The organism is Planctomyces sp. SH-PL62 (genome assembly GCF_001610895.1).
GTDB lineage: Bacteria > Planctomycetota > Planctomycetia > Isosphaerales > Isosphaeraceae > Paludisphaera.
In genome coordinates, this window is the sequence record NZ_CP011273.1 from 1,480,499 (window position 1) to 1,494,493 (window position 13,995).

General features: G+C 68.7%; 8 protein-coding genes. 5 read left to right on the forward strand and 3 right to left on the reverse strand.

Annotated features, from left to right (window positions below):
- The first annotated feature begins 260 nt into the window (after positions 1-260).
- The 4 genes from VT85_RS05795 (at position 261) to VT85_RS05810 (ending at position 7,855) form a co-directional block, all read left to right on the forward strand.
- Entirely contained in the window at positions 261-2,468 is a 2,208-nt protein-coding gene (locus tag VT85_RS05795) for a KUP/HAK/KT family potassium transporter (RefSeq protein WP_197491118.1), read from the forward strand.
- A 152-nt stretch (positions 2,469-2,620) separates the two neighbouring features.
- Complete coding sequence (locus tag VT85_RS05800; protein ID WP_068411867.1) at positions 2,621-4,318, forward strand: M28 family metallopeptidase; 1,698 nt, start codon at positions 2,621-2,623, stop codon at positions 4,316-4,318.
- The gene (locus VT85_RS05805; RefSeq protein ID WP_068411871.1) at positions 4,318-6,189 is read left to right on the forward strand and encodes a glycosyltransferase family 39 protein; all 1,872 of its coding nucleotides are present in this window, start codon (positions 4,318-4,320) and stop codon (positions 6,187-6,189) included. Before VT85_RS05800 ends, VT85_RS05805 begins: the two co-directional genes overlap by 1 nt.
- Positions 6,190-6,202: 13 nt before the next feature.
- Positions 6,203-7,855, forward strand: a complete 1,653-nt coding sequence (locus VT85_RS05810; protein ID WP_068411874.1) for an ArnT family glycosyltransferase — start codon at positions 6,203-6,205, stop codon at positions 7,853-7,855.
- Here VT85_RS05810 and VT85_RS05815 read toward each other — a convergent pair.
- From VT85_RS05815 to VT85_RS05825, 3 genes are all read right to left on the reverse strand, one after another.
- The gene (locus VT85_RS05815) at positions 7,800-8,966 is read right to left on the reverse strand and encodes a glycosyltransferase family 4 protein (protein ID WP_068411877.1); all 1,167 of its coding nucleotides are present in this window, start codon (positions 8,964-8,966) and stop codon (positions 7,800-7,802) included. The two genes, VT85_RS05810 and VT85_RS05815, sit on opposite strands and share 56 nt — an antisense overlap.
- A 75-nt stretch (positions 8,967-9,041) precedes the next feature.
- On the reverse strand, positions 9,042-10,340 hold the full coding sequence (icd, locus tag VT85_RS05820) for an NADP-dependent isocitrate dehydrogenase (RefSeq protein ID WP_068411880.1): 1,299 nt from the start codon (positions 10,338-10,340) through the stop codon (positions 9,042-9,044).
- Positions 10,341-10,600: 260 nt separating this feature from the next.
- Entirely contained in the window at positions 10,601-11,767 is a 1,167-nt protein-coding gene (locus VT85_RS05825; RefSeq protein WP_068411883.1) for an FIST N-terminal domain-containing protein, read from the reverse strand.
- 416 nt (positions 11,768-12,183) lie between these two features.
- On the opposite strand from VT85_RS05825, the gene lepA reads away from it, so the two are divergent.
- Entirely contained in the window at positions 12,184-13,989 is a 1,806-nt protein-coding gene (gene lepA, locus VT85_RS05830; protein WP_068411887.1) for a translation elongation factor 4, read from the forward strand.
- Positions 13,990-13,995 lie beyond the last annotated feature (6 nt).

Consider the following 13,995-nt stretch of genomic DNA (forward strand, 5'->3'; position numbering starts at 1 on the left):
GGGGAAGGCCGTCCCGACGTCCATCCGCCCTCGCGGGGGAACGTCGTTCTCGTCGAAGCTCCTTGGAATCCGTGGCGTCCGGATTTTCTGCAGAACCTCGTATCGGGTTCGGCGGCCCACGGGAGCACAGCCGGCGGATTTGCGTTGCGAGAAGTCATCCAGTCCGGCCCCCGACGATCTATCGCCAGACTCGGTCCCTTGTCTATCTTCATGGGGGCGTCGGCGAGTGAGCGATCGTTCATCTGGGCGGAGGACGGGGCGTGGCGTCGGTTGCGAAACAAGGTGCCGATCATTCTCATGGGGGCGCGAGCGGTCTGTTCACGCGGATGCGCGAGGCGACGGGGACGGTGTACGGGGACATCGGCACGTCGGTCCTCTACACGCTCATGGAGATCACCCGAGAGACGGTGGCCCTGAAGCACCACGTCCACGGCGAGGAGCTGACGAAACTGCTCGCGTCCGGGGGCGACCTGCTCTCGCGGCAGGACATCCTGGGCGGGCTCAGCCTCGTCTTCTGGGCGCTCATCTTCGTGACGGTCAAGTACGACCTGATCATCATGAAGGCCGACAACCACGGCGAGGGGGGGACGTTCGCCCTCTGGGCGCTGCTGAAGGGGAGCACGTCGAAGATCTTCGGGCTCACGCTGATCGGCTATCTGGTCGTCGCCGCGGCCGGACTCCTCGCGGCCGACGGCGTGATCACGCCGCCGATCAGCATGCTCGGCGCCTATGAGCCGCTCGGCGAATCGCTGGCGGTCGCGGCGACCATCCTCAGCCTGTTCATCCTGTTCAAGCCCCAGTGGCGCGGGACCAGCCAGGTGGGGGGGCTTTTCGGCTGGTTCATGATGCTCGTCTGGTTCCCCTGGATCGCGATCAAGGGCGTCCCCTGGATCCTCAAGCACCCGGACGTCTTCCTGGCGTTGGACCCGTCGTACGCCGTCCGGTTCCTGGCCGACTTCCCCGGCGTCGGCCTCTTCGTGATCCTGGGCGTCGTGGTCCTGGCGATCACGGGGGGCGAGGCCAAGTACGCCGACATCGGCCACTTCGCGCGGCGGGGCGAGACCTACGTCGGGGAGGGGCAGAGCCTCGACCCCAAGGACTCGGGCCGACGCCCGGTGATGGGATCGTGGCTGGCGCTGGTGCTTCCCTGCCTGCTGCTGAACTACGCCGGGCAGGCGTCCTATCTGCTGGCGCGGGGGGTCCCGCCGCGGGCGAACACGTTCTACGCCCTCACGCCGAAGACCGGCGACGGGGACGTGGACTTCGCGATCCTGATCGTGGACATGGTGATCTCGGGCATCGCGGCGTTCATCGCCTCGCAGGCGTTGATCACCGGCATGTTCTCGATCGTCAAGCAGGCGATCGCGCTGGGGTTCTGCCCCCGGTTCGCGGTGAAGTTCACGAGCCGGGAGGCGGAAGGGCAGGTCTACATCCCCGCGATCAACTGGGCGATGTTCATCGGCTGCGTGACGATCACGCTCGTCTTCCGCACGGCGGGCAACCTGGCGGCGGCTTATGGGATCGCGGTCACCGGGACGATGGGGATCACGACGCTCACGTTCGGCTACGTCGCGCACTACCGATGGGGATGGGGGGTGGGCAAGGCGGTCCTCGTGTGCGCGCCGATCCTGGCGGTGGACCTCCTGTTCTTCGCCAGCAACCTGCTGAAGTTCACGCACGGCGGCTACTACCCCGTAGCCATCGCCGCCGTCCTGGTGACGATCATGATGACCTGGCAATGGGGGCGGGGACAGCTCGCCGGGGCGTTCTACGCCTTCGGCGTGCAGGGGGGCAAGAAGATGGGCTGGCTGGTGGCCCTCCGCGAGAAGGTCGACGAGATCCAGCTCTCGATCCAGGAGAACCTCCCGCTCGCCAGGACCCTCGTGCAGGGGAGGCGGCGGCTGGTGGAGACCGACCGCGCGTTCGTCTTCCTCTGCTCCCGCCCGATCCGCGACCTCGACGAATACGTCCCGGTCTCGTTGCGGGTCTTCCTCAAGAAGTACGGGGTGCTCCCGGCCCACATCACGCTCTTCCACGTGAGGCAGCTCACGGTGGCCGAGGCGGAGAAGGGGAGCGCGCGGTTCGAGGTGTTCGACCTGGGCCGCAACATCGTCTCCATCACCGCGACCTACGGCTACATGGAGCAGCCCGACATCCGCGGCGCGCTCCGCGAGCTCCAGCTCCGGGGCGAGATCAACATCCCCTCGGATCGCTGGATCATCGAATCCGGCGAGGAAGAGATCATCACCAGCGACGACCTGCCGCGCCTGACCTGGGTGCGGATCCTCCTCTTCCGGTTCATCCTCCGCCTCTCCACCCCGGCGCACAAGTTCCTGGGCCTGGGCTACGACGCGGGCGTGTCGAAGGAGATCATCCCGGTCGTCTTCAGCCGCGAAGGCGTGAAGGTCGCGCTGCCCGAGCTGGAGATCAATGATCCCGAAGCCCCGCCCCACCTCGTCGCCGGTTGAGCGGGTCCCGCCTCGTCCCGGCGCCGAGGCCGCCGCACGACCTGTCGAGAGACGGTCGCACGAGACGGACCCGCCGCGTATCATGGGCCTCTTGCGGCGCGGCGACGGCGGCGGCCGGGATGGGAAAGGCTTCGGGTGGGGGAGGGGAGTCGATGAGATATCACTTCGGGGGATCGCTCGCGGCTGCGGCGTTCGCGTTTTCGATCTCGGTCGCCGGCGCGGCCGACGATCGGCTCAAGCCCGCGCTGGAGGCGATCCAGCCGGACGCGATCCTGGAGCGGATCCGAGTGCTGGCCTCGGACGAATTCGAGGGCCGGGGGCCGGGGACCGCTGGGGAAGAGAAGACCGCCGCCTATCTGATCGACCAGTTCAAGGCGATGGGCCTGGAGCCGGGGAATCCCGACGGCTCGTATGAACAGGCGGTGCCGCTCGTCGGCTTCCAGGCGACCGAGGTCCTGGGCGCGTTCCACGCGCCGAGCGGAGACCTGACGCTGGAGTTCCCCAGGACGTTCGTCGCGGTCTCGCGACGGCTCGCCCCCGAGGTCAAGGTGGAGAACTCGGACGCCGTCTTCGTCGGCTACGGCGTCGTCGCGCCGGAGTACGGCTGGGACGACTTCAAGGGGGTCGACGTCCGGGGCAAGACCCTGATCATGCTGGTGAACGACCCGGCCGTCCCCGACCCCGCGAACCCCGCCGAACTCGACCCGGCGATGTTCAAGGGGAAGGCGATGACGTACTACGGGCGCTGGACGTACAAGTACGAGATCGCCGCCGAGAAGGGCGCCGCCGCCGCCATCCTGATCCACGAGGAAGGCCCCGCGGGCTATCCTTTCGCCGTCGTCCAGGGGAGCTGGAGTCGCGAGAACTTCGGGATCGACGAGCCCGCCAGGGAGGGCGCGTCGCCCCGCCCGGCCGTGGAAGGCTGGATCGACGTCGACACCGCCGGCAAGCTGATGAAGGCCTGCGGGCAGGACCTCGCCGCGCTCAAGAAGGCCGCCCTCGACCGGTCGTTCCAGCCGGTCCCGCTCGACGCCAAGGCCGAGTTCTCCATCAAGACCGAGCTTCGCAAGGTGCAGTCGCGGAACCTCGTCGCCAAGGTGGAAGGGGCCGACCCGACCGTCAACGACGAGTACGTCGTCTACACCGCCCACTGGGATCACCTGGGGCGTGACGCCAAGGCCGAGGGGGACCAGATCTACAACGGCGCGATCGACAACGCCTCGGGCGTGGCGACCGTGCTGGAGATCGCCCGAGGGTACACGAAGCTCGCCCCGCCGACCCGGCGGTCGGCCCTCTTCCTGTTCGTCACGGCCGAGGAGAAGGGCCTGCTCGGCTCCAAGTATTACGCGAGCCACCCGCTCTACCCGCTCGAGAAGACGCTGGCGAACATCAACATCGACGTGGTCAACGCCTGGGGCCCCACGAAGGATCTCGTCAGCATCGGCATGGGTCAGTCCGACCTGGATGACCTGATGACCGAGACCGCCAAGGCGAAGGATCGTACGGTGATGCCCGACGCCGAGCCGGAGAAGGGGTCGTACTACCGCTCCGACCACTTCGAGTTCGCCAAGCAGGGGGTTCCCGCGCTCTCCCCCGGCGGGGGCCGCGACTTCATCGGCAAGCCTCCCGGGTACGGCAAGCAGAAGCAGGACGAATACACCCAGAACGACTACCACAAGCCCAGCGACCAGATCAAACCGGACTGGGACCTCTCCGGGGCGGTCGAGGACGCGCGGCTGATTCTGGAAGTCGGCGTCCGCGTCGGCGACGGCGACCGCTGGCCTGAATGGAAGGCCGACAGCGAGTTCAAGGCCCGTCGCGAGGCCATGCTCAAGGCGATCAAGCCCTGATGGACGGTTCCAACACGCGACGAGTCGCCGCGGGATGCGGCCTCCTGGCCTCGATCCTGATCGCGGCCTGGGCCGACTGGTCGTTCGGCTGGATCACTCCGGCGTTCGACTTCGTCGCGCACCAGTTCTATGAAGTCCCCATGCTGGCGCGCGTGCGGCGCCCCTCGCAGCTCGTGCTGGTGCGCTATCACCTGGGGATCGGGGCGACGCTGGCGGCCTTCTGGCTGATCGCCTCGCCCCGGTTGAGCCGCGAGGCGAGACTGGCGCTGGCGATCTTCCTCGTCGGCTATACGATCCGCGCCGGGGCCTGGATCTGCGGCGGGAACGTGCCGCTGGTACCGGGCGACAGCAGCCACTACCTGGAAGTGGCGACCTCGGTCCACCGCGGCGAAGGGCCGGTCAAGCACTACGTCGAAAGCTTCTTCAACGATTACCCCCGCATCCGGGCCAATCAAGGGGTGCTCGACGACTGGTCGACGCCGCTCGACGCCTACGTCCGCGCGGCCGTCTATCGCCTGGTGGGGGTGACGCCGGGGGAGTCGCTCGACGCGACCATCGCGGTCGGCAAGGCGACGAGCTTCGTCATCAACCTGCTGGCGTTCCCGGCGCTCTACGGGCTGTCCCGGCGCCGATACGGGGCGAGAGTCGCCCTCACCTCGATCGCGGTCCTCGCCGTCCTGCCGGTGCACGCGATCTACGCGGGGTTCGTGCTCCGGGAGAGCCTCGTCGCGCTCACGGCGATCCTGGCGGTCTGGACGATCGTCGAGGCCTGGAACGCGGCGCAAGGGCGTACGGCCCTGGCGTGGACCTTCGCCGCGGGCCTCTGCGGCGGGCTGGCGATCCTCGCCCGGAACACCGGACTGGCGCTCGCGGCGGCCTCAGGGCTCAACGCCCTGTTGAGGCTCCGTCGCCGGCCGCTGCTGATCCTCCTCTGGGTGGGGCTCGTCGCGCTGGTGATCGCCCCCTGGGCCCTCGCCACGCTGAACGAGTACGGCCGGCCGTTCTACTCGTACACGAACCTGTTCGAGTACAACTTCTCGTGGACGGTGCACCACTACGAGCAGGGGAACACGCGGCCCTCGCAGTTCTACACCTGGGCCAACGCCCCCGAGATCGTGCGGGTGAAGATCAAGGCGCTCCTCATCATCGGCGTCTACTCGACGATGATCGTGGGCCTGCCGTTCGCCGCCGCGTACGTCTACCGAATCCGACGTTCGAGGGCGGGCGAGCCGGGACGGGACGTGGACGTACTCTCGCTGACGATCTTCGCGGTGTTCGTCGCGGCGACCGTCAAGAGCATCGCCGACGTGACCCAGGTCGCGCAGCTCGGCCGCTACTACCTGCCGGTCTACCTCGTGATGATCCCGACGGCCGCCGCCGGCCTCGTCCGCTCAGTCGACCGATGGAGCATCAACCGCCGCGCGGTCACCTGGATGGGCGCGACGTACGTCGCCCTCCTCTGGGCCGATCCGACCTGGGCCTACGACGCCTCGTGGTTTACCAGGCCCTACCAGCTCCACTGGCCCGCGCTCCGGGAAGCCGGCGACTGGATCCGGGAGCATCCCGAGTCCGTCCCGCGCGACGCCCGCGTCATGACGTGGTTCCCCTGGGAGATGCGGATCGCGTCCGACCGTCCCACGGTCCTCATGCCCCGGAATTACAGCGCGGCGAGGATCGAGGAGGTCGCGCGCCAGTACGGCGTCACGCACATCCTCTGGGGATCGTTCGAGCCTCCCGAACACGTCGACCCGGAGACCTGGGGACCGTACCTCGACCAGGTGCGGACGACGCTGGGGCTGACCCAGGCGAAGGAGCTGTTCCGGTCGTCGCGAGGCTCGCTGTACCCCGTCCGCCTGTTCCGCGTCCGTTAGGAACCTCCGCGCGATGCGCAAGTCGATCCTCATCCTGCTCGCGATCCTCGCCTTCGACGCCTGGTATCGCGCGCACACGTTCGGCCCGACGATCGCCGAGGCGACCGGGCTGCGGCTCTGGCCCGCGGCGGTCGGGCCCTCGGAGCCGCTGGACTGCGACGAGGCGATCTACGCGCACATGGGCCGGCGCATCCTGGCGGGGGACGTGCTCTATCGCGACCTGACCGAGAACAAGCCGCCGCTGGGCTACTGGCTCTACGCCACGCCCATCGCGCTGTTCGGCTACAACGAGACGGCGATCCGCCTGTTCCCGATCCCCTACATCCTGGCGACGATCGCGATCGTCTGGTGGATCGGCGTCCGGCTCTCCGGGCCGCTCGCCGGGGGCCTTGCCGCGTTCCTGTTCGCGATCCTGAGCACCGACCCCTACCTGTTCGGGAACGGGTCGAACCTCGAACATCTGATGAATTTCTTCGCGGTCGCCTCGCTCGGGCTGATGATCCTGGGCTGGGAGCGCGGGAAGCTCTGGCCGATCGCGGCGGCGGGCGCGGCGCTGGGAGGGGCGACGCTGGTCAAGCAGGTGGCGGTGCTGCCGTTCGGCGTCTACCTCGCGGCGCTGGCGTTTCGGCCCTCGCCGGGGGCGTCGCGGTTCAGGTCGATCGCCGCGATGGGGCTTGGGCTGGGCCTGGCGCTCGCGGCGGCGGCGGCGATATTGTTCGCGCAAGGGGCGGGGGTCTCGGCCTATGACGACATCGTCCGGTTCGGCCGGGCGATGGCGACCGACCTGCCGCCGGAGCCGGGCGCGCCGTCGGGATGGGTCCGCTGGCTGACCGGGAACGCCGACCCCAAGGGGGAGCTTCCCTGGCCGTTCGGGAAAACCGACTACCTCGTGTGGTGGGCTCGCGGGAGCTGGCCCGCCTGGCTTGCGCTGGCGCCTTGCCTGGCGCACGTCGCGTTCGCCCCGACCACGAGCGCGACCCGTCGGCTGCTGGCGGCCTGGACGGCCGCGACGATGGCCGAGGTCGTCCTCCCCGGCATGTACTGGCCGCATTACTACCTGCTCGCGACCCCCGGCCTGGCCCTCGCCCTGGCGATCACCGGCGCGGATTGCCTGGCGGGGGTGCGGCGGAAAATCCGGCCCTCGGACCTCGCGGGCGCGACCGTCGTCGTCCTCGCCACGTTCGGGACCCTGACCCTCCAGGTCCGCGACTACCTGCTCTGCCCGCCGCAAGAGCTGACGACCCGCTACAAGGGGGGCGGGCAGTGGGTGGTGCTCCGCGAGCTGGGCGAGGAGTTGCGGCTTCGCAAGTCGGTCTTCCAGGACCCGACGCTCTTCGTCTGGGGATGGCAGAGCCCCTTGTTCTTCTACGGCCGGCTCGACCACGCCAGTCGGCACATGTTCACGGACAACCTCCTGCGCGACTACGCGGATCGGCCGCACCCGCTGATCACGCCTCGCGTGGAAGAGATCCTGGCCGACCTCAAGGCGAAGCCCCCGGCCCTGATCTTCGCCGGGTATCCGCCGTTCCCCAGGCTCCGGGCGTTCCTGCTCGAAAACTACCTGCCGTCGCGACTGGTCCCCAGCGGCAACGGCCTGGGCCTCTGGGTGGCTAAGGACCGCTACGCGGCGTTCGAGAACTTCCAGGGCCCCGGGCCTGCGCGATGACGCCGACGTAACGCTCGCGGAGGTCGTCCATGATCGCGTTCCAGGTCTGCGACTCCGCGTACGCCCGCGCCGCTTTCGCGAGGCGGCGGCGCGTCTCGGCCTGATCAACGAGCTGGAGCAGGGCGACGGCGAAGTCGTCGGGGGGAGCGTCGGGGGCGACGAGCCGTCCGGTCTCGCCGTCGCGGACGATCTCGCCCACGCCCCCCGCGCGGAGCGCGACGACGGGGAGGCCGGACGCCATCGCTTCGAGGACCACGTTGCCGAAGGTCTCGGTCGTGCTCGTGAACGCGAACACGTCGCCGGCGGCGTAGTGGTCGGCCAGGTCGTCCCCCACGCGATAGCCCACGAACCTCGCCGCGTCGCCCATCCGCGCCTCCAGGTCCTCGCGCGAGGGGCCGTCGCCGACGAACAGGATGCGGACTCCGGGGCGTCGGGCCGCGACGATCGCCAGGGCGTCGGCCAGATAGTCGACGTTCTTCTCCGGGGCGATCCGACTGACGTAGGTCAGGACGACGTCGTCGGGCTTCCATCCGAGGCCCTCGCGCACGGCGAGTCGGCCGGGGCGGTCGGGGCGGAAGAACGAGGCGTCGACGCCTCGGGGCCACAGGGCGAGCCGCTCGAAGCCCCGGCGCTCGAGCTGGGCGATGGTCGTCCGCGAGGGGACGTAGGTCGCGCGGGTCCGGTTGTGGAACCAGCGGAGGTAGCGCCAGATCAGCGAGCGGGACCAGCCGACGCCGTAGTGGGCGCTGTACTGGTCGAAGTTGGTGTGGAAGCTGGACACGATCGGGATCGTCCGACGTTCGGCGTGGCGGAGGACGCTGTGGCCCAGGAACGCCTCGGTCGCGACGTGGATCACGTCCGGTCCGAAGGCGTCGATTGCGCGATGGACCCGTCCGAACGGGGGGAGGGGGAGTCGCAGTTCCCTGTAGAAGGGGAGGCTGATGGATCGGACCCGGCAGGCGTCGGGCCGGTCGGGGCGGTCGCCGTAGTCGGGATAGACGAGTTGCACGGCGTCGCCGCGCTCGCCGAGGCGGCGGACCAGTTCGCCGAGGGTGCGCGAGACGCCGTTGACCTGGGGAGGGAAGGTCTCGGTGACGAGGGTCACGCGCATGGTCGCTCTCGTCTCGCCGCCGGGAAGGGACGGCCGGGGGGCGGATTCGACGCCCCCCGGCGCGGCCCGTTCGGCTCACATCTTGGAGATGACCGCCGTGGCGAACTCGCTGCACTTCACCTGCTTGGCGCCGTCCATCAGGCGGGCGAAGTCATAGGTGACGGTCTTCTGATCGATCGCGCCGTCCATCCCCTTGATGATCAGGTCGGCGGCCTCGGTCCAGCCCATGTAGCGGAACATCATCTCGCCGGAGAGGATGACCGAGCCGGGGTTGACCTGGTCGAGGTCGGCGTACTTGGGGGCCGTGCCGTGGGTGGCCTCGAAGACGGCGTGGCCGGTGAGGTAGTTGATGTTGCCGCCCGGCGCGATGCCGATGCCGCCGACCTGCGCGGCCAGGGCGTCCGACAGGTAGTCGCCGTTGAGGTTCATCGTGGCGATGACCTCGAAGTCGGTCGGGCGGGTCAGGATCTGCTGGAGGGTGATGTCGGCGATGGCGTCCTTGATCAGGACCTTGCCGGAGTCGAAGGCGGCCTTCTGCTCGGCGTTGGCCGCGGCCTCGCCCTTGGCGGCCTTGGTGTGCTCCCAGCGGTCCCAGGTGTAGGTCTGGTCGGCGAACTCGCGCTCGGCGAGGGCGTATCCGTAGTTGCGGAACGCGCCCTCGGTGAACTTCATGATGTTCCCCTTGTGGACGAGCGTCACGCTCTTGCGGCCGTTGGCCAGGGCGTACTCGATGGCCGAGCGGATCAGCCGCTCGCTCCCCTCGCTGGAGATCGGCTTGACGCCGACGCCGGAGGTCTCGGGGAAGCGGATCTTCTTGTAGGCGGCGGGGAAGTTGTCCTTGATGAAGCTGATGAGCTTCTTCGCGTCCTCGGTCCCGGCTTCGAACTCGATGCCGGCGTAGACGTCCTCGGTGTTCTCCCGGAAGATGACCATGTCCACCTTCTCGGGGTGCTTCACGGGCGAGGGGACGCCCTTGAACCAGCGCACCGGGCGGAGGCAGACGTAGAGGTCGAGCATCTGGCGGAGGGCCACGTTCAGCGAGCGGATGCCGCCGCCGATGGGGGTGGTGAGGGGCCCCTTGATGCCGACGAGGTAGTCCCGGAAGGCGTCGACGGTCTCGTCGGGGAGCCAGTTGTTGAAGAGGGAGTGGGCCTTGCCGCCGGCGTAGACCTCCATCCACTTGATCTGCTTCTTGCCGCCGTACGCCTTCTGGACCGCCGCGTCGAAGACGCGGACGCTGGCGCGCCAGATGTCGGGGCCGGTGCCGTCGCCTTCGATGAAGGGGATGATCGGGAAGTCCGGGACGGTCAGCTTGCCGTCCTTGATCGTGATCTTCTCGCCACCCGCCGGAGCCTCGGCTTTCGGGCTCGCCATAAACTCTCTCCTGACTCGTTCTCGTTGTAGACCGACGGACGCGGCGACGATTGCGCGCGTCTCCCTGGTACGGGCCGGGGCGCCGCGGGCCTCGGAGGGCGGAGCGTCGTCCCCGGGGAGCCTCGCCGCCCGCCCGCTCGGGCCGGGGCCCGGGGCTCGTGCGAGGCGATCGGGGACGGGGCCGACGCGGCCCGTCCCGTCCCGCCCGGACGGTCGATCATGGCAGAATCGCCGGGGGTCGGCAAGGGAGGCGGCGGGGCTCAGGCGTCGGTGCGCTCGAAGACGGCGACGCTGGCGGTGTAGCCGTGGATGAAGTTCTGGCCGCCGATCGGCCCCAGTTCCCCCATCGCGAAGAACCCGGCGACCGGGATCGGCCCGAGGACGTCCCGGATTACCGAGACGTCGTGGTTCGGGGTCCCGAACAGGCGGGAGCCCCGGCCGTTGCAGGTGAAGAGCAGGGCCCCCGCCGGGACGGCCGAGCCGTCCGCCCCGTGAGGGACGCGCGCCAGGCTTTCGCGAAGGTCCTCGTCGGCCGTCTCGGCGTCGCGGATGTGGAACTGGACGGTCTGGCCGACCCGGATCAGGTCGCTGATCTGGATCGACCCCGATTCGTCGGCACCGACGACGTTGTGGACCAGGAAGTCGCCCCGGTGGAACGACTCCTGGTACTCGTTGATGACCCGGCCGATGTGCAGCCCTTCCTGGACCTTCTCCACGTCCTCCGGGGGGAGCGTGAGGAAGACCTCGCGGAGCGATTCGAGCGCCGGGCGTCGGCCCAGCTCGCGGATGACGTTCTGCTCGGCCTTGGTCACGAGCATCGTCCGGCCGATCGGCCGGCAGCCCTGGCTGACCACGGTCCGGATCGCGATCGGCCCGGAGAGCCGCATGGCGACCGCGCCGTCGGTGAAGGCGTCGCCGTCGAGGAGCAGCCGATTCGCACCCGGCTCGCTGCCGCCGCTGGCCATCCCCCCCACGATCCGGAGGCCGGGGTGATGCTCATTGGCCAGCTTGAGCAGGTCGTTGACGCCGAAGCTGAACGGGTCCGCCAGCAGGATCAGGGTCGATTCCGAGGGCTTCTCCAGCGAGTCCAGCGATTGCCGGAGCGAGCCGCCGCCGGGGTCGAACCTCACGGGCTGGATCTCGACGCCGGGGCTGGTCAGCGACCAGACGGCCAGCGCCGGCTTGTTCTCCACCTCCAGGTCGTCGCCGACGACCCCCTCCCCGGTGCATCCCAGGACGTGACGCGTCCGGCCCTGCTCCAGGAACGCCTGGGAGAGCTTGCCCAGCACGCTCGCGTGGTGGCGCGAACTGAAGATCACGGTCAGGTCGGCCGGCGACCCGTCCGGGGCGTCTTCCAGGCGCTCGAGGATCTGGTGGAACGCCGTGCTGGCGCTCCGGGCCGTGGAGAGGGCCGAGACGCATTTCATGGCCGCACCTGCATTGGGGATGGCCCCGCCGACGCCGTCCGTACCCGCGAGGGGAGGAGGCGGCGAGGGGGAAGGCCGGGTCGACGATCCTGGGAGTCCGCATAAGCCGACTTCTCGCGACGCCGTGAACCCAATATAATCATTCGAGGGCGGACCCTCTACCGGAACAATCCCGGCGTGGACCCGGGACGTCGGGATCGGCCGGGCCGGGACGGGACGGACGAGGCGACCGATCCCGGAGATCCCGAATCGCGGCCGGACGAGCGGTCGCCCGTCGCCGCCCCCCGTCGACGACGATCTCGATCTCGCGCAGGCATGCCGCCACCGTGAAGCCCTTCCCGCCCGCTCCGCCTGGACGATGAGGACCGACGCACGTCGCGCTCGGGACGACCGATCCACGTCATCGGACCTGATTCATGGCCTTCGACCCCAAGTACATCCGCAATTTCTCGATCGTCGCCCACATCGACCACGGCAAGAGCACCCTGGCCGACCAGATCCTGCTCCAGTCGGGTGCGATCACCATTCGCGAGTTCCGCGAACAATTGCTCGACGACATGGACCTTGAGCGGGAGCGGGGGATCACCATCAAGGCCCGGGCCGTGGCGATCAACTACGTCCTGGACGGGCAGCCGTACGAGCTGAACCTGATCGACACGCCGGGGCACGTCGACTTCCACTACGAGGTCTCTCGGAGCCTGGCCGCGTGCGAGGGGGCGATCCTCCTCGTCGACGCCACCCAGGGGGTCCAGGCGCAGACCGTCGCCAACGCCTACCTCGCGGTGGGGGGCGATTTGACGATCGTTCCGGCGCTCAACAAGATCGACATGCAGGCGGCCCGGCCGGACGAGATCAAGGAGGAGATCATGACCACGCTGGGGATCGACCCCAGCGAGGTCCTCGCGGTCAGCGGCAAGACCGGGATGGGCGTCCCCGACCTGTTCCGCGCCATCATCGAGCGCGTCCCGCCCCCGGCCGGCGACCCCGCCAAGCCGCTCCGAGCGCTGATCTTCGACTCGAAGTTCGACGATTACCAGGGCGTCGTGGTCTACGTCCGGGTGGTCGACGGCGTGCTCAAGGTGGGGCAGAAGATCCGCCTGATGGCCGGCGGGACCGACTTCGAGGTGACCAACCTGGGCCGGTTCCGCCCTCGCGAGGTCGCCTGCGACGAGCTGGGCGTCGGCCAGGTCGGCTACGTGGTCGCCAACATCAAGAAGCTCTCGGACGTCCGGATCGGCGACACGATCACCCAGGTCCCGAACCCGGCGACCGAGATCCTGCCGGGCTACGAGGAGCCGGTCCAGGTCGTCTTCTGCGGCCTCTTCCCGGCCTCGCACAACCAGTTCGACGACCTCCGCACGGCCCTCCAGAAGCTCGCCCTGAACGATTGCAGCTTCACGTTCGAGCCCGAGACCTCCGACGCGCTGGGGTTCGGCTTCCGCTGCGGGTTCCTGGGCATGCTCCACATGGAGATCGTCCAGCAGCGGCTGGAGCGGGAGAGCAACCTCGCGCTGGTGCAGACCGCCCCCAACGTGACCTATGAGATCCTGACGAAGAAGGGGGAGACGCTCCACATCTCCAACCCGACCCGGATCCCGGACCCCGGCGACATCGAGGAGTTCCGCGAGCCCATCGCCAAGATCAACTTCATCCTGCCGACCGAGAACATCGGCGCGATCATGCAGCTCTGCGAGGATCGCCGGGGGACGTACATCAAGACCGAGTACCTCTCCTCCACGCGCGCCATCCTGACCTATGAGCTGCCGCTGGCCGAGATGATCTACGACCTCTACGACAAGCTCAAGAGCGCCACCCGCGGCTACGGGACGATGGACTACGAGCTTCTCGGGTATCGCGCCGACGACCTCTGCCGGCTCGACATCCTGGTGGCCGGGGTGAAGGTCGACGCCCTGTCGATCGTCGTCCACCGGGACCACGCCGACCGTCGCGGCCGGAAGCTCGTGAAGAAGCTCCGGGCGGAGATCGACCGCCACCAGTTCGAGGTGGCGATCCAGGCCGCGATCGGCAGCCGGGTCATCGCCCGTGAGACGATCTCGGCGCTGCGGAAGAACGTCACCGCCAAGTGCTACGGCGGCGACATTTCCCGGAAGCGGAAGCTCCTGGAAAAGCAAAAAGAAGGCAAGAAGCGTATGAAGCAGGTGGGGAACGTGGAAATCTCTCAGGACGCGTTCCTGTCGGTCCTCGACGACAGCGACGACTGAGGACGA

Coding starts and splice junctions, on each gene's coding strand:
- VT85_RS05800 (WP_068411867.1), top strand. CDS start 2,621: ATGAGATATCACTTCGGGGGATCGCTCGCGGCTGCGGCGTTCGCGTTT.
- VT85_RS05805 (WP_068411871.1), top strand. CDS start 4,318: ATGGACGGTTCCAACACGCGACGAGTCGCCGCGGGATGCGGCCTCCTG.
- VT85_RS05810 (WP_068411874.1), top strand. CDS start 6,203: ATGCGCAAGTCGATCCTCATCCTGCTCGCGATCCTCGCCTTCGACGCC.
- VT85_RS05815 (WP_068411877.1), bottom strand. CDS start 8,966: ATGCGCGTGACCCTCGTCACCGAGACCTTCCCTCCCCAGGTCAACGGC.
- icd (WP_068411880.1), bottom strand. CDS start 10,340: ATGGCGAGCCCGAAAGCCGAGGCTCCGGCGGGTGGCGAGAAGATCACG.
- VT85_RS05825 (WP_068411883.1), bottom strand. CDS start 11,767: ATGAAATGCGTCTCGGCCCTCTCCACGGCCCGGAGCGCCAGCACGGCG.
- lepA (WP_068411887.1), top strand. CDS start 12,184: ATGGCCTTCGACCCCAAGTACATCCGCAATTTCTCGATCGTCGCCCAC.